Origin of the sequence: Streptomyces sp. NPDC014734 (assembly GCF_043083325.1) — a bacterium.
Classification (GTDB): Bacteria; Actinomycetota; Actinomycetes; order Streptomycetales; family Streptomycetaceae; genus Streptomyces.
In genome coordinates, this window is sequence record NZ_JBIBYN010000034.1 from 49,775 (window position 1) to 73,749 (window position 23,975).

At 68.6% G+C, this 23,975-nt stretch carries 15 protein-coding genes and 4 pseudogenes; 9 read left to right on the top strand and 10 right to left on the bottom strand.

Translation table 11 applies throughout. The features are described from left to right. Positions 1–283: 283 nt before the first annotated feature. On the top strand, positions 284–2,008 hold the full coding sequence (metG, locus tag ACF1CT_RS34500; RefSeq protein WP_391787978.1) for a methionine--tRNA ligase: 1,725 nt from the start codon (positions 284–286) through the stop codon (positions 2,006–2,008). Between the two features lie 32 nt (positions 2,009–2,040). Here the strand turns inward: metG and ACF1CT_RS34505 are convergent, their stop codons facing one another. From ACF1CT_RS34505 to ACF1CT_RS34530, 6 genes are read right to left on the bottom strand one after another with little or no spacing between them, the layout of a single operon-like run. Then, positions 2,041–2,679 (bottom strand): histidine phosphatase family protein, encoded by a 639-nt coding sequence (locus tag ACF1CT_RS34505; RefSeq protein WP_391787979.1) that lies wholly within the window; start codon positions 2,677–2,679, stop codon positions 2,041–2,043. Between the two features lie 23 nt (positions 2,680–2,702). Continuing rightward, positions 2,703–3,257 carry an FkbM family methyltransferase gene (locus tag ACF1CT_RS34510; protein WP_391787980.1) on the bottom strand — a complete coding sequence of 185 codons (555 nt, stop codon included), beginning with the start codon at positions 3,255–3,257 and terminating at the stop codon, positions 2,703–2,705. Next, complete coding sequence (locus tag ACF1CT_RS34515) at positions 3,209–4,810, bottom strand: hypothetical protein (RefSeq protein ID WP_391787981.1); 1,602 nt, start codon at positions 4,808–4,810, stop codon at positions 3,209–3,211. The genes ACF1CT_RS34510 and ACF1CT_RS34515 overlap by 49 nt, the downstream gene beginning before the upstream one ends. Before the next feature lie 5 nt (positions 4,811–4,815). Continuing rightward, positions 4,816–5,964, bottom strand: coding sequence for a glycosyltransferase family protein (locus ACF1CT_RS34520; RefSeq protein WP_391787982.1), 1,149 nt, complete (start codon positions 5,962–5,964; stop codon positions 4,816–4,818). A gap of 19 nt (positions 5,965–5,983) precedes the next feature. Further along, positions 5,984–7,300, bottom strand: coding sequence for a N,N-dimethylformamidase beta subunit family domain-containing protein (locus tag ACF1CT_RS34525; protein ID WP_391787983.1), 1,317 nt, complete (start codon positions 7,298–7,300; stop codon positions 5,984–5,986). Continuing rightward, positions 7,297–7,974 carry a class I SAM-dependent methyltransferase gene (locus tag ACF1CT_RS34530; protein WP_391787984.1) on the bottom strand — a complete coding sequence of 226 codons (678 nt, stop codon included), beginning with the start codon at positions 7,972–7,974 and terminating at the stop codon, positions 7,297–7,299. Before ACF1CT_RS34530 ends, ACF1CT_RS34525 begins: the two co-directional genes overlap by 4 nt. Positions 7,975–8,244: 270 nt before the next feature. Between ACF1CT_RS34530 and ACF1CT_RS34535 the strand changes: the two genes are divergently transcribed. The 5 genes and pseudogenes from ACF1CT_RS34535 to ACF1CT_RS34555 all read left to right on the top strand — a co-directional run. Then, positions 8,245–11,775 carry an NB-ARC domain-containing protein gene (locus ACF1CT_RS34535; protein ID WP_391787985.1) on the top strand — a complete coding sequence of 1,177 codons (3,531 nt, stop codon included), beginning with the start codon at positions 8,245–8,247 and terminating at the stop codon, positions 11,773–11,775. A gap of 25 nt (positions 11,776–11,800) precedes the next feature. Next, positions 11,801–13,000: a damage-control phosphatase ARMT1 family protein gene (locus ACF1CT_RS34540; RefSeq protein ID WP_391787986.1), complete on the top strand. Its 1,200-nt coding sequence runs from the start codon at positions 11,801–11,803 to the stop codon at positions 12,998–13,000. 2 nt (positions 13,001–13,002) lie between these two features. Further along, a pseudogene (locus ACF1CT_RS34545) lies at positions 13,003–13,414 on the top strand (NUDIX domain-containing protein). A gap of 20 nt (positions 13,415–13,434) precedes the next feature. Beyond that, positions 13,435–14,401, top strand: a pseudogene (locus ACF1CT_RS34550) (FAD-dependent oxidoreductase). Positions 14,402–14,448: 47 nt separating this feature from the next. Further along, positions 14,449–14,571 (top strand): annotated as a pseudogene (locus ACF1CT_RS34555) (flavoprotein); the annotation flags it as partial. Between the two features lie 131 nt (positions 14,572–14,702). On the opposite strand, the gene ACF1CT_RS34560 reads toward ACF1CT_RS34555, so the two are convergent. Beyond that, positions 14,703–17,663, bottom strand: coding sequence for a hypothetical protein (locus tag ACF1CT_RS34560; protein WP_391787987.1), 2,961 nt, complete (start codon positions 17,661–17,663; stop codon positions 14,703–14,705). A gap of 110 nt (positions 17,664–17,773) precedes the next feature. Here ACF1CT_RS34560 and ACF1CT_RS34565 point away from each other — a divergent pair, with 110 nt between their 5' ends. After that, on the top strand, positions 17,774–19,429 hold the full coding sequence (locus ACF1CT_RS34565; RefSeq protein ID WP_391787988.1) for an ISL3 family transposase: 1,656 nt from the start codon (positions 17,774–17,776) through the stop codon (positions 19,427–19,429). Positions 19,430–20,356: 927 nt separating this feature from the next. On the opposite strand, the gene ACF1CT_RS34570 is transcribed toward ACF1CT_RS34565, so the two are convergent. Then, complete coding sequence (locus ACF1CT_RS34570) at positions 20,357–20,515, bottom strand: hypothetical protein (RefSeq protein WP_391787989.1); 159 nt, start codon at positions 20,513–20,515, stop codon at positions 20,357–20,359. Next, a complete protein-coding gene (locus ACF1CT_RS34575; RefSeq protein WP_391787990.1) occupies positions 20,515–21,468 on the bottom strand; it encodes a hypothetical protein in 954 nt (317 codons plus the stop codon). Before ACF1CT_RS34575 ends, ACF1CT_RS34570 begins: the two co-directional genes overlap by 1 nt. Before the next feature lie 145 nt (positions 21,469–21,613). Between ACF1CT_RS34575 and ACF1CT_RS34580 the strand changes: the two are divergent. Further along, positions 21,614–22,508 (top strand): annotated as a pseudogene (locus ACF1CT_RS34580) (IS982 family transposase). 26 nt (positions 22,509–22,534) lie between these two features. On the opposite strand, the gene ACF1CT_RS34585 reads toward ACF1CT_RS34580, so the two are convergent. Next, positions 22,535–23,343, bottom strand: a protein-coding gene (locus ACF1CT_RS34585) for an IS5 family transposase (RefSeq protein ID WP_391787991.1) whose coding sequence is annotated in 2 segments (ribosomal slippage) — positions 22,535–23,004 and positions 23,004–23,343 — 810 coding nt in all. Because the reading frame shifts where the segments join, the coding sequence is not laid out codon by codon here. A 62-nt stretch (positions 23,344–23,405) separates the two neighbouring features. On the opposite strand from ACF1CT_RS34585, the gene ACF1CT_RS34590 reads away from it, so the two are divergent. Beyond that, positions 23,406–23,780: a hypothetical protein gene (locus ACF1CT_RS34590; protein ID WP_391787992.1), complete on the top strand. Its 375-nt coding sequence runs from the start codon at positions 23,406–23,408 to the stop codon at positions 23,778–23,780. The last annotated feature ends 195 nt before the right edge of the window (positions 23,781–23,975 follow it).

Genomic DNA, 23,975 nt, shown 5'->3' on the forward strand with positions numbered 1-23,975 from the left:
GTCGGCGGTGGCCGTAGGATGGGGAGCGCCTCGGCCGTACGAGACTTGCTTGGCCGCCTGTCTCGGACGGCCGAGTGCTTTCGTGGGCAGCGCGGGGAGGCCAGAAAACCCGTGGGCTGGCCAAACCCCCGGTTCGATACGATGACCGTGGCTTGCAGCCCCGTTCGTCACTGTGCGTGACGCTGGTGTGCGATCGGAGTGATCGCATCGGCTGCGGCCTCCCGACCTGGGCCCGCCGTGGCAGCGCCACCGGCGCCGTACGTACGAAATGGAGCATCCAAGGATGGCTCGACACCTGGTAACCAGCGCGCTTCCCTACATCAACGGGATCAAGCACCTGGGCAACATGGTCGGGTCGATGCTTCCGGCGGACGTGTACTCCCGGTACCTCCGCCAGCGCGGTCACGACGTCCTCTACATCTGCGCCACCGACGAGCACGGCACGCCGGCCGAGCTGGCCGCCAAGGAAGCCGGGCTGACGGTCGCCGAGTTCTGCGCGCAGGCCCATGACGCGCAGAAGGCCGTGTACGACGGGTTCGAGCTGGCCTTCGACTACTTCGGGCGCAGCTCCTCGCAGCAGAACGTCGAGATCACCCAGCACTTCGCGCGGAAGCTGAACGAGAACGGCTTCATCGAGGAGCGGGCGATCCGCCAGGTGTACTCGCCGGTCGACGGCCGCTTCCTGCCGGACCGGTACGTCGAGGGCACCTGCCCGCACTGCGGCTACGACAAGGCCCGCGGCGACCAGTGCGAGAACTGCACCCGCGTGCTCGACCCGACCGACCTGATCGACCCGCGTTCGGCGATCAGCGGTTCCACGGACCTGGAGGTCCGCGAGACCAAGCACCTCTTCCTGCTGCAGTCGAAGCTCCAGCACGAGGTCGAGGAGTGGATCGCCACGGTCAGTGCGGAGTGGCCGCACCTGTCCACGTCCATCGCCCGTAAGTGGCTGACCGAGGGCCTGAACGACCGCGCCATCACCCGCGACCTCGACTGGGGCGTGCCGGTTCCGGCCGACACCTGGCCCGAGCTCGCGGCCGAGGGCAAGGTCTTCTACGTCTGGTTCGATGCCCCGATCGAGTACATCGGCGCGACGAAGGAGTGGGCGGACGCCGCCTCCGACGGTGAGACCCGCGACTGGAAGTCGTGGTGGTACGAGGCCGACGACACCGTCCGGTACACGCAGTTCATGGCCAAGGACAACGTCCCCTTCCACACGGTGATGTTCCCGGCCACCGAACTCGGCGTACGCGAGCCGTGGAAGAAGGTCGACGTCGTCAAGGGCTTCAACTGGCTGACGTTCTACGGCGGCAAGTTCTCCACCTCCCAGAAGCGCGGTGTCTTCACCGACGCGGCCCTGGAGATCCTGCCGGGCGACTACTGGCGCTACTTCCTGATCGCCAACGCCCCCGAGTCGGATGACTCCTCCTTCACGTGGGAGCACTTCACCGCCACGGTGAACAAGGACCTGGCGGACACCCTCGGCAACTTCGTCAACCGCGTGCTGTCGTTCTCCCGCAAGCGTTTCGGCGACGAGGTCCCGGCCGGCCACGCCGCCGGCGAGGCGGAGACCAGGCTGGGCGAGGAGATCGCACGGCTGCTCGGCGAGTACGAGGAGCAGATGGAGGCCCTGCAGTTCCGCAAGGCCGCCGCCGCCCTGCGTGCGCTGTGGTCCGCGGGCAACTCCTACCTGGAGGAGAAGGCGCCGTGGCTGGAGATCAAGACCGACGCCGACGGCGCCGCACTGACGCTCCGTACCGCGATGAACCTGATCCACCTTTACGCGGTCGTCTCCGAGCCGTTCATCCCGGCCTCGTCGGCCGCCATGCGCGGGGCCTTCGCCCTGGAGAACGACACCGCGACCTGGGTGACGGCGGAGCAGGCCAGGTCCCTGGACACCGTCCCTGCCGGCACCGCGTTCACGGTGCCTCCGGTGCTCTTCGCGAAGATCACGGAGGAGGACCTGGAGTCCTACCGTGAGCGCTTCGGCGGCGCCCCGGAGGCATGACAGGCGTCCCCGCACCCGTACCGTCCCGACTCTCATCGGGCGGCACGGGCGTTGAGGAGGACGGGCAGGTCCGCGGGTGAGACGTTCATGAGCCGCACGCGCGGAGCCGGGCCGCCGATCTCCACGCACGTGACCCCGGCGGACCCGGGCACGTGCTGGAGGTACCGGTCGAAGCCGTTCCCGGTGAGCCACAGCAGCAGGCAGGCGATGCCCCCACCGTGCCCGACGAGGACGGTGGTTCGCCGCTCGCCGGAGCAGACCTCGTCCCAGAGGTCCACGTAGCGGGCCTGCACGTCCTCCGACGACTCGCCGCCCGGCGTGCGGAGCCGGTGGATCGGCACACCGTGGCGCGCGGCCTCGGCGGCGGCGAGTTCCCTGGGCCGGCCCCCGAGGTGACCGCTGTCTTTGGCGGCCAGACGCTCGTCGACGCGGACGTCGGCCGGGGCGAGCGCGGCGGTGAGAATCGCGGCCGATTCCCGGCAACGGGACATCGGGCTGACGAGCATCTGGTCCACGGCGACCCAGGCCGCCGCGAGGCAGGCGCCGACCCGTCCTATGTCGGCGCGTCCACGCCCGCTGAGTCGGCCGCCGACCGCGCGGCCTTGGTGGATGCCCTGGAGGTTCTCCTCCGTCTCGCCGTGCTTGATCAGGTAGATGCGCTGGGTGTCCATGGCGTCGTGTCCCCTCACTCCGGTCAGTCCCAGTGGCGGACGTCGACGCGTGCGGAGACGGCGGCGGCGACCTCGTCGTGCTCGGCCCGGCTCATGGCGGGGAAGCGGTCGTGGTGCCACTCGACGTAGAGGACGGAGACAAGGTCGATCGTCCCGTCGGCGAGCAGCTTCCTGAGCACGGGGTACTCGGCGCCCTCGATGTCCATCTTCACGACGACGTGATCCTCCGGCGTGACAGTCCGTCGGAGCCAGGCGCTGAAGTCCACCGCCGGCACGGCGACGGGTGAGCTGTAGTCGATCTGCTGGTCGTACACGGGCGGTACCCGCTTGCCGGGCATCACGGTGGAGCTCTCGTGGTGGCCGAGGAAGAGGTCGATCGTGCCGTCCTCGGTCCACACCGCACTGGGGGAGACCTCGACCAGGCCGGCGTGCCGGGCCTGCTCCACGTTCGCCGTGATGGAGGGGAGCAGGGTCGCGTTGGGCTCGAAGGCGTAGAAGTCGTGGTCCGGGAGCTCGTGCATGAAGTGCTTCAGCACGATTCCGAGGTTGGCGCCGCAGTCGACGAAGATCTTGCGCATGTGGTGTTGTCCTCCAGGTCGGTCATCGGAGCGCTGAGGTCGATCTCCCGTACGACGCGGTCGGCGAGCAGGACGAAGTCGCCGGTCTCGGGGAGGTAGCAGCGCTCCTCGTAGCGGATGGTGATGCGGCGGACGGGTTCCTCGCCGCGGTAGGCGGGCAGATCGCCCCACCGGTAGAGCTGGCCCCCGGGCGCCTTGAGGTGACGTAGCCACCGGGGCAGGGGGCTCTTCCGAGCACCGGCGTTGAGCCGGGTGAACATGGCGGTCAGGAAGGCGACGTGCTCGGCCGAGCGTTCCTCGTCCCTGTGCGTTCGGCCGTATGTCTGCTTGAGCGTGTGCAGCTGGCCCCGGTCCCGGCCGGCCTGGACGAGCAGATCGCGAATCCGCCGGTCCCAGACGATTCCGAGGTGGCCGTGGAGGACGGGCTCGTCCGTCAGGAAGTAGCCCTCTACGCGGCCGAACTCGCGCTCGTACGGGCACATGTAGTCGCTGTAGAGCCCCCGCGTCGCGCCGGACACGGTCTCCACCTGCCAGTGGACGCGGGCGGTGAAGGGCGCGTCCCACCACCCCAGATGCCAGGGCTGCCACAGCAGGTCGGCGGTGCTGAGCAGGATTACGGTGAGCGCGACCAGTGCGGCGGGCCACCCGAAGGCCGTGTCGTACCCCGTGTCGGGAAGCAACCCGAAGGCCGTCGCGAGTCCGATGTTGGCGGCGATGTTCTCCCAGAAGAGGATGCCGGAGGCGAGGGCGACGGCGAGGTTGAAGAGCACGGTCGTCACCAGGATCGTGATCAGCAGCCGACGGTCGAGAAAGGCGACCAGCCCGGCGGCCTCCACGACCATCGTGAGGATGTTGACGGGGCGGTCCACGACCCTCGCTCGGCGCAGAAGCTGAGACACCTTCCCGGACGGGAGGAAGCGCGCCCAGCCCCAGGAGTACGCCGAGGCCATGAGGTAGTGCGTGCGGTTGTGCCAGGCCCAGGACCAGGGGCGAGGCCCCAGATGTGCTTTGCTCCAGGCCGGCTTGACGTAGTGGGACAGCGAGACACAGCCGAGCACCAGCACCAGGCCCGCCGTGGAGTCGGACGGGGGCGGGGTGAGGACCGCGGTCACGAGGAACCAGGCGAGGTACCCCTTCAGCAGTCTCACCGGCATCATCGCGTGGTGCTGCCAGCCACGCAGCCTGCCGCAGAACACGGCGATCCACGCCAGCAGGGCGGGAGCCCAGAGGCAGGACGCGACGGCGAGGAACAGGAGGAGCAGCTTGTCCCTACGCTGGGGACTGATGGGCAGCGTGACGTCGTAGTCGCTCGTGGCGCCTCGCCAGGTGAGGAGGGCGATCACGGAGACGACGAACCAGCGCAGCTGTTCGGGGAGGGGCGAAGGACAGAGGGCCAAGGGGGCGATGACCGCGACGGCCGCACCCATGGCCAGTGGCGTGGGGTGCCGGGCGAGAGCCCGTACCGCAGGGGAGACCCCGAATCGGTAGCAGACCACCACGGCGGCCACGACCGCCATGGTCACCACGTAGGAAGGAACCGGGGGAGTCGGCATGTCGACTACCCCGCGATCGGCGCGGGCATCGGCCGGTCGACGGCCGGCAGGCTCTCCAGGTACGAGGCGATCCGCTCGCGGGGATCGGCGGAGAGGTACTGGTCCCGGTGACGCACGACGTTGTCGCGGAGCGCCGGACCACGCGCGAGGAAGTCGAGGACGGCTCGTCGTTCGACGCGTGGGGCCGCCGTGCCCAGTCCCGCCTCGTCGACGACCTTGGCGCACCAGTGCTGGTCGTAAGTCGGTAACGGGATGAGGTGGACCGGTTTGCCGAGAACGAGGGCGTCGCTGATCAGGTTGAAGCCGGCGTTGGAGAACACGACTTCGGAGCGGGCCATGTCCGCGATGAACGCCTCGCGGTCGAAGGTACGGATCTCGACCCGGGGGTCCGCGTACCCGCGCAGCGACCCCATCTCAGTCGGCTGCGCGTAGATCCGCAGCGTGCGGTCCGGTACGGACTGGCGGAAGACCGAGGCCAGTTCGCGGACGGACTCCTCCGGGCCGTGGTCGAAGTAGCGGGAGAAGTAGGCCGTGGCGAGGGGCTCGGTGGCGACCGGCGCCGACCGGACGAGGTCGGGAACGACCGGGGCGATGAACTCCAGTCTGTGGTCCTCGGCGTTCAGCGGGACGTAGGAGCAGATAAAGGACCGGTCCACGCGCGGCGCGAAGTACCGCAGTCGCTGCTCGTCGGCCGTGCGGGCGTACCGGCCGACGGCGGGAAGGTCCAGGTGCCGATACTTGCTCTGCTGGTCGATGGACACCAGCGGTCGGCCGAAGTGGTAGGCGAGGCGAGGGGTGTTGGGCTCGTAGTCGGTGACGAACACGTCCGGGACGCCGCTGTTCCGGACGGCGCTGCGCAGCTGGAGGTGCCGGAGGAAGCCTCCGGGCGCCTGCCGGATGTTCGCGCGTATGGCGTCGCGCGCGTGGATCCGGTCGTCGCGCGCAAGCAGCATCGGCATCCAGCCGTCCCAGGCGAGGAATCCGAGGTCTCGGAAGTACTCGGCCCGGCTGGCGCCGTTGGTGACGATCCGGACGCGGTGCCCGCGGTCGCGGAGGAACTGGGCGATCACGCTCTGCCGGACGGTGTGTCCCATGCCGATGCCGTTGACACCGATGACGACGTCGAGCGGCCGTACGTTTCCGTTTCCGGACACGACGATCCCTTTCCTTCGGTCAGGAGAGCCGGATGATGACGTTGCGGGTGACCGTGGCGACCTGGGGGTGGGTGGACAGGAGGCGGGCCCAGTCGGTGGTGGCGGCGGTGAAGACCGTGCCGCCGGCGATGAAGACGCCGAGCGTGGCGGCCCGGGGGCTGGGCAGCGGCTCACGGGCGGCGAAGTTCCAGTCCGGGAGGAGTTCAGCGATGCCGAGGATCTCGAAGTCCTTCGGGGTTCCGTCCCGGCCGGTGGGGCGCGGGCGGCCGGCGGCGTCGTACTCGTAGGCCGTGCCGTCGCACTCGTAGCCGATCAGAGCCCCGTCGTGTCCGAGGCTGTCGCCGGTCCTGAGCCCCGTGCCGGAGAACGCCCAGTGACCGGCGTCCGTGACGATGAAGCCCCGGGAAGCGCGGATACCGTCCCAGTGGCCACCGCCGTTGCGGTAGCTCACGCCCAGGAGGGTGTTCTCCGGCTCCGACTCCCACCAGTGGTCCGGGCACCCGTACGAGCTGTCCGGGTCGGTGCCGGCGGGGGCTCCGGGCGGGAACTTGTCGCAGGACAGCCCTGTCCCGTCCGGGGTGACGCCGACGCGCCACCAGCAGGTGTTGGCACCGAAGTTGGCGATGTGGCCGCCGGCATCCCGGAAGGCGGTCACGTGGTGGCGGAGGTCGGTGCTCCAGTACTCGTCGTGACCGGCGGCGACCAGGAGGCGGTATCCGTCGCGCAGGAACAGCCCGTCGTGGAGGTCCAGGTCGGTGCAGCAGTCGGCCTCGATCCGGTTCCGCTCCATCCAGGCGATGAAGGGGGCGTCCCAGTGGGCGAACGTCTGCCGGGGCGATGACGGGTCGTACGCGTCGGGCAGGCCCTTCACGGGCCCGCCGACACCGCCCCCGGGGCGGCGCGTCGTGACCTGAGCGGCGCTGTAGAGGCTGCCGTCACCCGCCGTGTTGTACGCCTGGTAGGTGAACGTCGGGATCTTGTACAGGATGCTGCGGCCGGAGGGCGCGGAGGGGGTGACGACCAGGAGGATGCGCGCCTCCCGGGCATCCAGCGGCGGCATGCCGGACGCGCGCTCCGTGCCCAGCACCGCGATGTAGACACCGGACCGCCACTCCGGGGGTACGAGGAACTCGTACGCGGGCCACTGCCAGTCCGCGTCGAAACGTCCAGGAGACGCGGGACGGCCGGGCCATTCGACGTGCCCCGCGTGCTGCGGTTCGGCTCCCCAGCGGTAGAAGTCGACGTGGAAGCGGGGCGCGGTGGTGGCGATGTGCAGGCGCACCACCTCGCCGGCTCGGACGCTCGGTCGGGCCGCGTAGCCGTCGACGGTGCTCACATGCCCCCCTCGGGACGGGCCACGCCGGCGAGGTGGAAGGGGTCGATCGCCTTGACGCGGGCGTCCCAACCCAGGCCGCTCAGCTGGGAGGTGAGCTCGGTGGGGTCTCGGAGCACCTTCACGGCGACGTGGCGGGAACCGTCGGAGAGGGTGCGATGGACGGTCGGCACGGGCGCCGCTTCCACCCGGTCCTCGATCTCCGCCTTCGCCGGCGAGTCGTCGAGGAACACCACGCGACCGCCGGGCACCAAGGCCCACCTGAGCAGGTCCCAGAACGGTTCCATCTCCACCGGCGGCACGTGGCTGAGCCAGAACGCGAAGAACACCGTGTCGTACTGGCGGTCCGGCTCCCACTCGAAGACGTCCGCCTCGATGAACCGGGTCTCGGTGCCTCGCATGCGGTCGCGGGCCCGGCGGAGCATCTCCGGCGCCGCGTCCAGTGCGGTCAGGCTGCGGGCCCGGTGGGACAGCAGCCGCGTCCACTGGCCCGTGCCGCAGGCGATCTCCAGGACGTCACCGCCCACCGGCAGCGAGTCCAGGGCCTTCGCGAGTCGCGGCATGTCCATCCGGGTGCTGTACGTGGCGTCGTACTCGTCGGCTCGCGCCTGGTAGTAGGCGATCTGGCCTCCGGACCAGTCGCCCGGACCGCCCTGTCGCGCCTTCGTTCCGGTCACGCTGTGACCACCCCTCTCGACTAGGTGCGGAGCTGCCGTGCTCCGTGCCGAGAAGACTGCCGAGCGGCGCTGGTCAGCGGGCTGTCGTGGTGTCGCACTCGCGGTGCAGCACCGCCGCTGTCCACGGCGACGGGTGCGCCTCGGTCGGACCTGACCGGAATGGCCCGGGTGCTGCATCCGTGCTGAACTCCCGTCGCAGCGAAGGCCCTACGCCGCTGGTCAGACCGCCCTACCCTGTTACCGTCGTCGGTGTCGGTCGAAGGAGCTCAGGTGGCCACAGTGCAGCGCTGGACCGGACGGGAGGCGCGCGCTCTGCGGCTCGCGACGCGTCGGAGCGTGCGTGGCTTCGCGTCCTACCTCGGCGTCAGCGACCGGACGGTGTCCAACTGGGAGGCCCGGGGCGAGGAGATCGTCGTCGCACCGGACTCCCAGGCGTTACTCGACACGGCGTTGGAACGGAGCGACGCGGAGGTGCGGCAGCGCTTCTGGGCCTCCGTCGGTGTTCCGACGCCCGAGGTCGCGCAGGCGCCGGACGACTACCTCCCGATACCCGTTCCGGAGCCCGGCTTGGTACACAGGTCCGAAGATCTCGAAGGGCTCGTCTCCGTACTCCGGGAGGCGACGCAGGACGACACCGTCGCCGCGGTCGCTCTGTGCGGCCCTGGTGGGTTCGGGAAGACGACGCTGGCCACGCAGGTGTGCCACGACCCGCGCGTACGGGACTCCTTCTCGGAGATCCTCTGGGTGGAGACCGGAGAGGGGTGCACGGCCGCCAGGGTCGTCGAGCTGATCTCCGACCTGTGCGTCCACCTCGACGGCAACCGTCCGTCCCTTGCGGATCCGGAGCAGGCCGGCTTCCACCTCGCCCGTCTGCTCCAGGGACGACGCACCCTCCTCGTCGTCGACAACGTCTGGTCCGCCACCGACCTCGGCCCCTTCCTGCTCGGCGGCGAGGACTGCGTACGGCTCGTGACCACGAGGAACGTGCGTGTGTGCCCCAGCTCCGCGCGAGTCGTGCGCCTGGGGCCCATGGCGCCGGGGGAGATCCGCGAGCTGCTCGTCCGCAACGTCGGTGCCCTCGGCGATGCCGAGGCCGCACGCCTCGCGGGCGTGTGCGGGGGATGGCCGCTGCTCGCGTCGATCGTCGGTGCGAACGTCTCGCAGGAGGTCGGCTTCGGCGCCCCGGCCGGTCGCGCCGTCACGGAGACGAACGCGGCGATCCGTGCGTACGGCCCTCAGGCCTTCGACGTCTGGGATTCCGACCAGCGCAAGCACGCCATTGGGCAGGCGCTCGAGTCCAGCCTCCGCAGCCTCGCGGAGAGCGTGTCGATCGCCGGGCGCACGGACCTGCGAGACCGGTATCTCTCCCTAGCCGTGTTCCCTCCGTCGGTGCCGATTCCTATGTCCGTCCTCACCCACTGGTGGGGCACCGCGAACGGATGGGCTCCCCACGTGGTGCGCCAGTTCTGCCGGGTGCTTTCCGACCGGTCCCTGATCAGCGCCTACCTGGCCGACCGGAATGCCATCGTGTTGCACGACGTGTTCCGGTCCTACCTGCGCCATCTGATCGGCGATCAGTGGGAGCCCCTTCACCGGTCCCTGATCGAGGCGTACCGGCAGAGCACGGACGGTGCCTGGGAAACGCTCGCTGATAGCGAGGGATACTTGTGGCGTCACCTCCCCTACCACCTGCGTGAGGCGGGCCTCGACGCCGAGCTCGTCAGCCTGCTGGCCTCTCCGACGTACGTCATGCGCAAGGTCGAACTGGTCGGGCACCAGTCGCTGACCGCGGACGCCGCCGTGCTCGACGCCATGCCCGAACGCCACGATGCCGGCCACCCGCAGCACCAGGTGTGGGTCACCGCCCGGGCCCTGACCGGTGCCGGGTATCTGCTGAACGGGCTGGAGAGCCCGGCCGACATCGCCTCGACTCTCTCGATCGTGCTGCGGCGTGCATCCACCCCCGAGGCCACCCGAACCCTGGAAGGCGCTGCGAGGGAGGGGACGGTGCTCGCCCCGCGGTGGCTGTTGCCGCCCCCTGAGGTGAGCTCCGAGGCGGCGACGGAGCGCGGTCACATCGGTGCGGTCGTCAGCGTGTCCGCCGTCCGCGACCTCGTGGCATCAGGTGGCGAGGACGGGGTGGTCAGGCTGTGGAACCTGAACACGGGCAGGCTTCTCCGAGCCCACGAAGCCCATACCGGGTGGGTGTTCGCCACCGCGCTCTCCGCGGACGGGATGGTTCTCGCCTCAGCGGGGGACGACGGAGCGATCCGACTGTGGCGCACAGACACCGGCGAACCCGTCGGGGTGCTGCCCGGGCACAACCGCCGTGTTCGCAGCCTCGCCTTCTCCTCAGCCGACCCGGTTTTCGTCTCCGGTGCCGAGGACGGAGCCGTATGCGCGTGGGACCTGGAGCGGCTGGTGCTCCTGCGTACGATGCGGGCCGCGGGCACCCCCGTCTGGTCCGTGGCGATCGGCGGGGACTCCGACTCGCTCGTGGCCGTGGCCGGCGAGGACGAGTTCGTCCGACTCTTCGCCCTGCGCACCGGCCGCCTCCTGGACGAACGCGCGGCGCACCGGGACTGGGTCCGCTCCGTGGCCTTCACCCCGGGCTCGTCCCTCCTGACCTCCGGGTCCGGTGACCGTTCCGTAGCCGTGTGGGACGTGGCCGACGGGAAACTCGCGCTCGTCCGTCAGCTGACCGGCCTCAAGGCGCGCGTGCGCGCCGTCGCCCCGTCCCCGCACGACGACGTCCTCGTCGCCGCCACCGAGGAGCCGAGGATCCAGGCGTTCTCGGCGGAGAACCCGGTGAGCGAGACGCAGCTCCCACAAGGCGTGGACTGGGTGCGCTCCCTCGCTAGAACGGGCGACGGCACTGTGATCGCCGGATGCGAGGACGGTGCTGTCCGCGTCTGGACAGTGGGGAAGAGCAGGCTCAGGACCCTGGCCAGCGGCTCGAACACCGTGTGGTCCACGCAGTTCGCGGCCAGTGGACGTACCGCCGTGGTCGGCAACGGGGCCGGCGGCGTCGACGTCATCGACGCCACGACCGCGACGGTCAGGCGGAAGCTGCCGGCGGCCCACGGACGTGTCTGGTCGCTGGCCTGCGGCGAAGAACACGTGGCCGCGGCCTGTGGCGACGGGGCCGTCAGGGTCTGGTCGCTGCGAGACACGGCCTGGTCGCTCACTCTGAACCAGGACACCCCGCGTACGTGGGCCGTGGCGATGGCCCGTTCGACGCCTCGGGTTGCCGCGAGCACGGGCGACGGACACATCCGGTGCTGGGATCTCCCCACCGGGACGCCGTTGTGGAGCCAGGACGTGCACGCCGGTCGGTTGCGGTCGCTCTCCTTCGACGACGGCGGAGACCTTCTGGCCGCCTGCGGTGGCGACGGTTCTGTACGCGTGTGGCACGCCCTCACCGGAGAATTCAGGAGCCGGTTCAGCAGCCCCAGCGGCTGGGCCCGCGCTGTCACCGTGGACGGTCCGGGCAACCGCGTAGCGGTCGGGGCGGGAACTGGCGACATAGCGGTGCGTCACCTGGGGACGGACCGGTTCACCTCCCATCTCTCCGGCCACACGGGCCGGATCCTCATGCTGGGCTTCATGAGCGACGAGGACCGCCTCGTGTCGGCTGCCGCGGATGGGACGGTGCGCGTGTGGTCGCTCGGTGAGCAGCGGCAGATCGCCAAGGTCCGAGTGGACGCCTCACTGCACTGCGCGGCCTTCGAGCCGACGACCGGCGAGGTGCTGGTGGGCAGTGCGGCCGGCGTCGTGACCCTGGGGATCATGGATACGTGAGCGAGAACCGAAGGGCTTGGACACCATGACAGAGAAGACCTCCCGTGGCTCGGGCGATGTGGCTGGCGCGCCGGTCATCCTGAGCAACGAGCCCGGCTCGTTCGCCTGGGGCGTGCTGGCCAAGCGCCACCCCGCGCTCATCCAACAGGTACGAGACGCCTTCCCGTATGGCCGCCGACAGCACGAGGCCCTCGACGCCCTGCTGGACGAGATCACCAACGGTGTGGTCGAGCCGCTCGGCCCCGGGGAACACGACTACGAGCGCTGGGCGGGCTGGGGGCAGGAGCACTTCGGGCGCTCGTGGTACGACGCCCCGTTCCTGTGGGCGGAGAGCTACTTCTACCGCAGGCTCCTTGGCGCGGTCGGGTACTTCGGCAGCGGGCCGTGGCAGGGAGTTGATCTGTTCGCGCCGTTCAAGCAGGCCGAACTGCGCGGCGAGGCGGTGGAGGAGGAGCTGCGAGCCTTGGACCCCCTCGCTGATGCTTCGGCCGAAGAGCGGGCTACGGCCCTGCTACACGCCTCGCTCTGGGGCAACCGCGCGGACCTCGGCTTCAGCGTCTCGGCAGGGGAGTCGGGAACGAGTGACGCCGCGACCTCTGCGCTGGTCGCCGACGACAGCGCCACGCTGTGGCAGCTCCTGCCCGCCGGCACCTCGGCCACCGTAGCCGTGGTGGCCGACAACGCGGGACGTGAGCTGATTCCCGACCTCGTTCTCATCGACCACCTCCTCGAACACGGGCATGCCGAGCGGGTGGTGCTTCACGTGAAGCCCTACCCGTACTACGTCTCCGACGCGATGACGGCGGACGTGGTCGACTGCCTCCGCCGCCTTACCGAGGCGCCCGGCGAAGCTGGCCGGATCGGCGGCCGACTGTGGAGGGCCATGGCGGAGGGAAGCCTAGAGGTCCGCACCCACCCGTTCTTCTGCGCTCCGCTGCCGTACGAGGAGATGCCCGAGGACCTTCGCGGCGAGTTCGCGAGCGCGACGCTCACCATCCTGAAGGGCGACCTCAACTACCGCCGTCTGGTGGGCGACCAGCTATGGCACCCCACGACACCCTTCGCTGAACGCACCGGGTACTTCCCCGGGGCCGTCGCGGCGCTCCGGACCCTGAAGTCCGATGTCATCGTCGGCCTGGAGCAGGAGATCGTGGATGCTCTCGAAATGGCTGGGGATGCCTGGCGTACGAGTGGAACGCACGCGCTGATTCAGGTGCGACGGTAGGGATCTTCGTGACGACCGAGGCCCAGAGAGCAGTCGCCGCTGCCGTCGTCGCTCAGGGCGAGCGAGTCCTGCTCGTGCGGCGACGTGTGGCGGAAGGCGCACTCTCGTGGCAGTTTCCGGCCGGGAAGGTCGAACCCGAGGAGACTCCCGGGGAAGCCGCAGCGCGTGAGACCGAGGAAGAGACCGGGCTCCTGGTGGTGCCGCAGAGTGTGCTGGGACAACGGGTGCACCCCATGACAGGCCGGGAGATCCACTACATCGCATGCCGCCCCGTCGGCGGCCAGGCGGTCGTGGCGAGTGCTGATGAGGTGGCCGGCCTGGGCCTGGGCCACGTACGGCGAGATCCCGCAGTACGTGCCGTACGGGCTGTTCGAGCCGGTGCAGGACTACCTCGATGGGGCTCTGCTCTCGTGAGCTCCTTCGGGTCAGCATCCTTGAGGCGTGAGGTGCGCGTTGTCGTTGTCGGGGCTGGGGTGGCAGGGCTCACCACCGCTGTCGTGCACCGAGGCTGGAGCATCGGTGCACGTGATCGCCGGGCAGGTGCCGGGCGTCACCTCGCTGGAGGCCGGGGCGATATGGGGGGCGTACCTGGTTGAGCCGAGGGACAAGGTCGACCAGCGGGGGCAGTGGTCCTTGGAGGTCTTCCGCAAGCTTGCCGAGGACCCTTCGGCGGGGGTCCGGCTCACCAGTGGCATTGAGGCGTCCCGCACGGCCGAGGCGCCACCGGACTGGGCCACCACTCTGCCTGACTTCCGACCATGCGAGCCGGCCGAACTGCCGACCGGGTTCTCGGTTGGCTACAAGTTCACCGTGCCGCTGCTCGACATGCCCACTTACCTCGACTACCTTCTGCGCCGGCTCGATGCTGCTGGAGGAACAGTCGAGTGGCGGCTCTTGGCCTCGCTCGCGGACGTCGGCCCGGCCCCTGTGATCGTCAACTGGGCGGGCCTCGGTGCCAAGGGGCTGGTCCCGGACTCTGACCTTCGGCCCATCCGCGGCCAGCACGTCGTTGTCACCAACCCCGGGCTGACCGGGTTCTTCTCCGAGGACACCGGCCTCTCCCCAGACCTGCTGTGCTTCTACCCCCACGGTGACACAGTCGTCCTGGGCGGCACCGCCATCGACGGCGAAGTCGATCTCGCCCCCGACGACAAAGCGGCGGCTGGCATCCTGGCCCGCTGCGCCGAGGTCGAACCTCGCCTTGCCGAGGCCCGCGTTCTGGAACACCGGATCGGTGTCCGGCCGACCCGGGCCATGGTTCGGGTCGAAGTGGAGCAGTCGGAGGACGGCACCGTGGTCTTGCACGACTACGGGCACGGAGGCGCCGGCGTCACGCTCTCGTGGGGCTGCGCTGAGGAAGCCTCGAGCCTCCTGGCCCCCGACGAGAGAGACAAGCGATGAACGACCAGACGACGTAGCCCTTCCTATACGTCGTCGTCTGCGCCGTCGGCGTCGCCGACACCCTCGCCCTGGGCATCCTGTGTGAGGCATACGGGATGAGCATCCCGACCGTGGTCCTGCCGTACGTGAACGCCGCCATGGCCGCCCACCTGGTGTTCGGCCGAAGCATGACCAGCTGCGGGCAAAGCACGAACCGGGGATTCTCGGCTGTCTTTCGCTGTGTGCATCGGAAGGAAGTCCGGTTATGACCACCAGCCGGAGGGCTGGGCCGGACCCATGGAGCGGCGTGCGCCAACGCACATCACCTGCCGCCTCCCGCAGTTTTGGTCCCACCTCCGTGCATCGTCACCCGGGGGCGGCACCGGATGCGCAAGGCACCGCTGGTGAATTCGGGGTCGGTGGCCTTGCTCGACCACACGTACGCCTCGCCAGGTTGAAGCTGAGCCATCTGCTCTGAGCGCAGCCCAGCGAAGGCGGTGTTGGCCTTCTGGAGGTGCTTCAGCCAGGCCGGCGAGGTGAATTTGTGCAGAATGACATGGTCGGAGAGTTCGATCAGGGAGATCGGCACGGAAGGAGGATCCTGGCTGGCGACCAGGATGCTCATTCCCTTGTGCCGCATCTCGCGGACCGTCTCGACTAGACCGGCGACGAGGTCGGGGCTGTCGATGTATTTGTGGGCCTCGTCGAATACGACCAACTTGTTGAAGTGCTCCTCTTCGTCTTGGGCCTCGGCGAAGAGTTGCATGAGGACGACGAAGAGGCCGAGGGCCTCGTCCTTCCCGATGTACTCGTCGCGAAGGTCCGCGATGATCAGGCGGCCGGGGCGGATCAGCTTGGTGAGATGGGCGCTGTCGTCGATGTAATCCTCGGCGAGGTTCAGTCGATCCTGGGCGAGCTGCTTGACGTGGTCCGGCATACCGGAGTCGGCAACTCCTTGCCGGATAACGTCGAGACTAAGGTTGTTGCGGTTCGCCCGCATGATGCGGGTGAGTTGCCGGATGTACGTCGATTGGTTACCGACCGCGCCCATGAGGAAGCGCCAGTGGGATACCTGGAGCTCGCTAGAGGAGAAGGCCAGTGGCTGAACCTCGATACCAGGGAAATCCAACCGTCGGTTGGCTACTTGATCGGCGGGGGCGAGCAGCAGAACGTCCGTCAGGGCCTGGGGTTCGGCCCCGTAGCGCTCCTTGAGCACATCGAGCTGTGCGCTGTCGTCGTTCGGCCGAGCCATGGAGGTGAATTCCGGGGCGTAATCCATGGTCCGGCTGTAGTGGAACACCACGGTCGCCAGGGGGTGGGGGAGTGCATTGATAGGCGGGGTGGCCAATGTGGCCATCTCGATGATGCTGCCCAGGGTGTAGCTCTTGCCGCCTCCCTGCACGCCGAAGAGGCTGATGGTGTGGGTCTCATAAAGGTCGACAGCGACTTTCCGGCCAGCCACTTCGCCGAGCACGCCGTGCTGCGAGGACGGACGAGTGACGCCGAGGAAGATTTCGGGGAGTGTTTCTTGCAAAGTTTTGGCCGGAGTAACGGGGGTGGGCTGGGCGTCGATGGTCGGAGCATTGTGGAAGCCGCGCTGGTCGAGGACGGCGTCCAGGGGGGCCTGGTCAGGGATGGCGGGTACGGGAGCAGCTACTTCGATAGCGGGTGTGGACTCTTCCGAATCCGGGTTGTTGGCATGACCCCGCCGTTCAGCAGAGGTGGGTGCGGAAGCATTGTCTGCCTCGGGTGCCGCGCCGGCCTCGTCGGCGACGGGCATCGCTTCCCCTTCGCTTGCCGGACCATCCTCCGACTCCGGAATGCTTGCCGTGTCGGGTGCCTGGAATTCCGCGTCGGGGAGGCGCGGAACCGACAGTTGCAGTAGCGCCAATGTGGGAGCGGTGGCCGCACTGTCCGCCTCCGGGGCGTCTCCGTTTGGCTCCTCGACCAGCGCGTCCGCAGGAACATCTGACCGCACGGTGGGGATCGCGTTGATCAGTTCCGTGATCAGGTCGTTGCCGATCCGGTGGTACCCCACCCCGTCCTCGTGTTCGCGATCGGTGCCGCTTCGTGCGAGATCGAAGATCAGCCCACTGCGAGTGAACTCGAGGCGATAGCCGTCATCGAGGCTGTCGAGGAGGGAGTGTGCCGCAACCCGGGGCATGTGGCCCACGGTGCCGTGGCGTACCGCCCGATCCAGATAGAAGCGGAGCATTGAGGCTAGGACAAGGTTCTTGACCGGGCGGTCCACCCGGTCTGGAGTGGAGCGAGCCGGGTCGAAGGATTCGGCGAGGATGGTCTCGCTCTGTCGTAGCTGCTGGGAGACCTTCGTCTTCAGGCGCTGGTAGGCGCCAATGTCGTCGAGCGCCGTATAGCACTTGACCTCGACGAGTCGGCAGGTGATCGTCCGCCGTTGTGCATCGAGGTGGAACAGGGCGAGGTCGCTGCGCTGGAAAGAGAGGGATTCGCCGAGTTCGCGGGACAGGCGGCGGGCTTCGGTGTACAGCTCAGGATGGGCGTCGAGCGGGACGACGACCTGGTTGTGGAGCGCGCCCTGGTAGTCCAGGTAGAGGCGGGCCAGGGAGAGGCCAAGGACCTCGGTGCGCTGGTTAGGGGCGGTTGAGGCCAGCTTGAAGGCGAGGTTTCCGGAGAGCAGCCGTAGTTGCTCGAAGAAGCTATTGAGGTGCCGCTGCTCTACGTCGATGCCGTGTTGTTCGGCGGTGGGGCCGAGTAGGTTGCGGAGTTCGTCGACCGAGTTCGAACTGACCATGATCTGGTGACCGAGGCCGCTGTCGAGCGGCGGTGCATAGTCGATGACGTATTCAGGCCGGTCGTGTCGGCCGGCATGATGGAAGTACTCCAGACCGAGGGTGCGGTCGATGGTCACGACCCAGTCGCCGATCCTGTGGGCCTGGTAAAGGAGGGCTCGGTCTTCGTTGTCGAGGGAGAGAACGGTGCAGGGCACGTTGAGCGGTGCCTGCCCTGCGGTGGCGACGTTGGCGGCGGCGCCGGCGAGCAGGCCGGGCAGGCGGCTGAGCAGGGTGGCGAGGTCCTCGGCGTCCTGCGTTGGCAGAGCGGTCCCGTGACGTGGCACAGTCCGCCAGACGATCTGCTGGTCGGTGTCCTCGTAGCTGGCGGACGTCGCCTGGACGAGTCCGTGGACCGGAGCGTGCGCGATGTCGTGACGCCCGACGGAGGTGTGCTGTTCGCCGCCGAAGGCGTCGATGAGGACGGTCAGATGGGCGTCGAACTCGCTGGGCAGTTCGCTTTTGGGGTCTGGCACAAGTTCTGTGAGCCGGTCACGTAGCGTGACTAATTGTGGTTATGTGACGGCTCGGGAGATCGCCCGGATTTCGCTCCTCGTAAGGGTGGTTCAGTCGAGATTCGTTCGCTGTGGACGATCTCGCGTGTGCGATAGAGGAGTTGTTGTTCCCCGGGGTTCGTGGGCTGGCCGTCACAGCCGTGTACGGCACCGGTGCGGGCATACGGCTGGAGGCGCGGTGCACACCTTCAGCGGCGGCATGTCCCGGATGCGAGCAGGAGGCCACTCGCATCCACAGCGCCTACCTGCGCTTTCCCGCTGACCTGTCGGCCGCGGGGCGGGCCGTGACCGTGGCTCTGCGGGTGAGGCGGTTCTTCTGCGACTCCGCGCCGTGTCCGCGCAGGACGTTCGTCGAGCAGGTGCCGGGGCTGACGCGCCGACACGGACAGGTCACCGAGCGGCTGAGGAACACGCTCGGGTTGCTCGGCCTGGCGCTGGCCGGCCGGGCCGGTGCCCGCATGGCCGGTCACCTGGGCGTCCCGTTCAGCCGTAGCACGCTCCTGCGGCGCGTCATGGACCTGCCCGACCCAGCGGCCACCGCACCCCGCGCGGTCGGGGTGGACGACTTCGCCCTGCGCCGCGGTCACGTCTACGGCACCGTCGTGATCGATGCCGACACCCACCAGGTCCTCGACCTGCTCCCGGAACGCGACGCCGACACCCTGATCCCCTGGCTGGAAGGGCACCCGGAGATCGAGGTGATCTGCAGAGACAGGTCCGGCGCCTACGCCGATGCGGCCTCTACCGCCGCACCCAAGGCCCAGCAAGTGGCCGACCGCTTCCACCTCTGGCAGAACCTGGCCACCGCGACCGAGAAAACCGTCGCCGCCCACCGCGCGCACCTCAAGACCCTCACCCCCGACGTCCCCGCGCCTGAGCCAGCGTGGCAGACCCCCCTCCCGCAAGAGTCCGCTGGTCACGACGGCCCGGGCCACGAGGAGGAACTTGACGACTTCCAGGAGGCCGAGCCGACGGGGAAGTTCGCGGACCGCGCCCGCGCTCATCACACGCTCGTTCACGAACTCCTCGCCCAAGGCATGAGCCTGCGGGGGATCGCTCAGCACCTGGGCTGGGGCCGGCACACCGTCCAGCGATACGCCCGGGCCGCCCGCTGGCAGGACATGGTCAAGGGCCGGAAACCGCCCCGCCGCACAAGGCTCGATCCGTTCAAGCCCTACCTGGAACACCGCTGGGCGGAAGAAGAAGGCCGGGTGACCATTTTCGACCTCCACCGGGAGATCAGCGCACGTGGCTGGCGCGGGCACTACTCCCTCGTCCGTGACTGGATCCGCCGCGACCTCCCGGCCTACGAGAAGGCGCCTCCACCCCCACCGACTCCCTCGGTCCGGCAGGTCACCGGCCTACTCACGCGCCACCCCGGCACCCTCACAGAGGATGACAAGCTTCTCCGCAAGTCCGTACTGGCCCGCTGCCCTGAACTCGCCGCTGCCGCCGACCTGGTCAGCTCCTTCGCCGAGATGCTCACCACGCTCTCCGGCGCCGGCCTGCCCGCCTGGATCAATCGGGCTGCCGCCGCGAACCTCCCCGGCATCAGCAGCTTCGCCACCGGCCTGAACAGCGACTACGACGCCGTGACCGCTGGACTGACCACGCACTGGAACTCCGGTCCGGTCGAAGGGGCAGTCAACCGGATCAAGATGCTTAAACGACAGATGTTTGGCCGTGCAGGCTTCCCGCTACTCCGGAAACGCGTCCTCCTTGCGTGACGCTACGTGACCAGCTCACGGAACTTGTGCCAGACCCCGCTACTACCCGTCGAAAACAGCATCCTAGCCCGCCGGGGGATCAGGCCCCGGTGTCAAGTCGTGAGCCACGATCTGCGCCTTGAGGGATGCGGTTTTGACGGAAGATCAGCAGGCGCTCAGCGCGGTAGTCCTCATGCACACACCCAAACGCGTGAGCAAGCATTTACCTTATGACTATTTTGTACACGTTTACCGCCTCCCCGGCGCCTGACACAGTTGCGTACCTCGTTCATGCGCGTAGCCTCAAGGAACGGTCACGCGCGCGCAACGGAGCACGTGCGAGATTCCGCGAAATCGTCATCAAGTACCCACGCCTAGTTCGCAGTTCCGGCGAGCACAGGCGGGCCTGCGGGGCTCTCCTCGGGAGCACCCACTGAGTGCTTGGTTCCGGTTCGCAGACCGCAGAAAAGGAGTCCACCTCTGCTCTGGTTCCTAGGCCAGTTGAGCCGAGATGAACTCCTTCTGCGGCGCCAGTCCAACCAACTGCATGAAGGGCACCAAAATGAAGCGTATCCCGAAGGGCCGTGGACGGCGCCTTACGGGCTTGATCGCTCTGCTCACGCGCACCCGCGATCACCTGCACCGACTCATGAAGCGGGCAGGCCACCGCCCCCCCGGCCTCGGATACGAGGTCGTGCGCGGAGCGGCATACAAGGCAGGTAGCAGCCTTGTGACAGTGCTGATCTTGTGGGTCAGCGCCCGGCGCTGAGCGACAGCACGGCTGAACAGGGCGGGCCCGTCACCCCTCGGGGTCACGGGCCCGTTCCGTGCACGCGAGGCCCCCTCCCCGAGCCTCCGAAGGCGATCAAGCCCCGGCAGCCGAGGGCTCGTTGCACGTCCGGCCCGCCCCGCCACCATGCCGGGGCGGGACGGGCCCGGCCAACGGGCCTACTGCGCCTTGGCGCCGGTGTTACCGACCGGGCGGACTTCGCTGCCCGGGTAGCGCTTGGCCACGGCCTGCGCCGTGGCCTTGTTGCCCTGGTAGACGACCTTGCCGTTCTGGACGACCTCGTGCCGGTTGTTCTTGTTCTTGCAGGCGCAGGCCATTACGCGGCCTCCTTCTCCGTAGTGGTGGTGGTGAGTTCCTGACGGGCAGGGGCGACAGCGGCCATGAGCCGCTGGAGCTCCGCCCGGTGCTCCTCGGCGCGCTCGGTCTCCCGGCGCCCCAGGGCGTCGGCGAACTGGTCGAGGAACACGGGGCTGGTGAGCAGCGCAGCCATGGCTTCGACGACGTCCCCGGAGCCGGTGTCCGGCTGTCCGGGCACCGGGGCGGACAGGGTGTCCGGGCGCTGTCCGGGCAGGTCGGTGGGGGTGGGTACCGGCTGTGCCGGGGCCGTCTCGGACACGGTGTCCGCAGGGGCGGTGCCGTGTCCGGACGGGGTGTCTTGGGCGGCTGCTGCCGACGCCGCCAGGGCCAGGTTGGAGCGCTCGGCGACGGACGCCAGGAGCTGGGAGGAGTGGCCGGGGACGGGCACGGTGAGGACCGCGCGCAGCTCGTACCCGCCGGGCCGTTCCAGCATGTGGTAGCTGGGCTGGCAGCCCTGGAACACGAACCGGTCCCATTCCGAGAGCCACGGGGCGGCTGCCCCGGAGAACCACATCCCGCCGGCGTTGATGCCGACGGTGACGATCGCGCCGACGGTCCGTGTGTCGTCGAACTGGCAGGCGGAGGTTTCGCATTCCGCGCCGTCGCGGTGGTGGCCCACGTTCATCGTCATGGCGCCGGCCCGGACGATGGTGCCGTCGTCCAGGTTGAAGCGGGCGCGCAGGAAGTGGGTGGTGTCGATGGTGCCCAGGGACTCGATCGTGAGGTTCCGGCCCGGCATCCCGGCGTGGGGCTCACCGGCCTTGGCCACCCATCCGTAGACCCGGCCGTTGGCGTAGTGGACTCCCCCCGACCCGGGCGGCAGCTCCTCGGTGGTCGGCTCCGCGAACCATGCTGCGGGCATGGGCGGGAGGTCCTGCATGGCCGACCACGCCGACGCGACCAGGTCGGTCATCCCCAGCCCCGTCCCTGCCTGCGGGAGCCCGGCCGCTGTCTCGTGTCCTTCCGGGAGGGACGGCGCTCCGACGTACAGGCCGCGGCCTAGACGAGTAAGTCCGAAGTGGCCGGGTGCATGAAGCGAGGGTCTCGTTGGTTTGTTTGTGACGACAAACCTCGAAACCCTCGCGACAGCACTGTACGTGAGGATCGATGACTCTCTGGCAGGAACGCGGCGATTCGGGCGTCCGCCGAGGCTGACGGATGCCGAGCTGCTGACGCTGGCGGTGATGCAGTCGGTCCTTGGGTTCGTCTCCGAGGCCCGCTGGCTGCGGTTCGCCCGCCGCCACCTCGCCGCCGAGTTCCCCTACCTGCCCGAGCAATCCGGCTACAACAAGCGTCTGCGGGTTGCGAACGTCCTGATCGGCCGGTTCATCCGGAACCTCGCCCGGGACACCGACCTGTGGCACGACGATGTGTGGGTCGTGGACTCCACACCCGTCGAGTGCGCCCGCTCCAGGCCCACGGTCAAACGCCCGGAGCTGGCAGGCTGGGCCGCATACGGCTACTGCGCCTCGCACTCACGGTTCTTCTGGGGCCTGCGTCTGCATCTGCTCTGCACACCCGGCGGCCTGCCCGTCGCCTGGGCACTGGCCAGCCCGAAAACGGACGAGCGCGAAGTCCTCGCCGGCATGCTCACCCAGGATGCCGACCTACTGGCCACCCACCCCGGGCAGACCATCGTCGGCGACAAGGGATACGTCTCCAGGCACCTGGACGCCTTCATCTCCGACCACGGCCTGACCCTGCTGCGGCCCAGACTACCGCAACCGCAAACCACGGCCGGGCGAGCACCTGCTCAAACCAATCCGGCAGCTCATTGAGTCGGTGAACGACACCCTCAAGGGCCAACTCGACCTCGAACGCCACGGCGCCAGAACCCCAGCCGGGGTCCTGGCCCGCGTCGGACAACGCATCCTCGCCCTGACCGCAGCCATCTGGCACAACCGGGCCAACGGAACACCCATCACCCGATCACTCATCGCCTACGACCACTGACCAGCACTTCGGTCTTACTGATCGTTTCAGAATGCCGCCCGAAGCCGTCGGAGACAGATGATGCTGCAGGCAAGCTGGAGGAGACCTTGGTGGATGTCGGCGCGTCGTTCGTAGCGGATGCGGAGTCGTTTGAACTGGTGCAGCCAGGCAAATGTGCGCTCGACGACCCAGCGGACCTTGCCCAGTCCGGAACCGTGGGCCTCGCCTCGGCGGGCGATCAGCGGTTTGATGCCGCGTTCCCAAAGCAGGCGGCGGTACTTGTCGAAGTCGTAGCCCCGGTCGGCATACAGGCGCCGGGGCTTGCGGCGGGGGCGTCCCCGCATACCTCGGATCGACGGGATGGCGTCGAGTAGCGGCAGGAGCTGGGTGACGTCATGGCGGTTGCCGCCGGTAAGTGTGACGGCGAGCGGGGTTCCGTGGCGGTCGACGATCAGGTGGTGTTTGGAACCGGGACGGGCACGGTCGACAGGCGAGGGGCCGACATGGTCCCCCCTTTGAGAGCCCGGATGTGCGAGCCGTCCACGGCACAGTCGTCCATGTCCAGCAAGTCCGCGCGGCGCAGTTCGCCCAGCAGGGCGGCATGCAGGCGCGGCCAGACACCGGCCTCGGTCCAGTCACGCAACCGGCGCCAGGCTGTCACACCGGAGCAACCCACGACGGTGCTCGGTACGTCACGCCAGGCCACACCCTTGCGGAGGACGTAGATGATGCCGGCCAGTGCGACCCGGTCCGGCACGGGGAGCCGCCCGGGGTGGCGATGTCGGCGCGCGGGTCGTGCTGGCAGCAGCGGGGCTATCCGGTCCCACAGTTCGTCGGGGACAAGGTTCTTGGTCACGATGCTGAAGCCTGCCAGAGAATCCGGTTGAGCCCTCCGGGCCAGCTCGACATACTCCCCGCATGACCAGCAACGGGGCCGAAGCCACTGAGCAGGGGTGGGACGCTCCCTGGTATCGCGTCCGAACAGAACGCTTCCAGGCATCATTCCTGCCCAGCGCGGACGAGCCCCTGGATGCCGTCTGCAACGTCGGTGTCGAGGTCCGGCTGACAGCGGACGAGTCACGCTGGAGCGCGACCGTGTTCACTCTTGCTGAGGTCGAGCGCCTCATGGGAAAGGACTCCCGAACCGGCGAGTCCCTGAGCGGCCGCTACTTCTGGTGCTCCGACGGCCTCATCGTTCGAGACGCAGGCATCGACAACATCACGAACGTGCTGACTGGTCTGCTCGATTGTGGTGACTTCACGCAGGTCCTTCAGCGGCTCGACGACGACTGACCGTCGGCTCCATTCTGAAACGATCAGTTACTCGTCTAGGCCGGACATGAACCCCAGCTGACCCGCTCCACCCTCTGTACGGAAGGGCCCGCACGGCAGTGGCGGATTCTTGGGGTCCTCGCAACACCTGATGGCTTACGTGGTCGTCAGTAGATCACGCAGGCGCTCGGCTGGGGTTTTCCAGCCGAGCGTTTT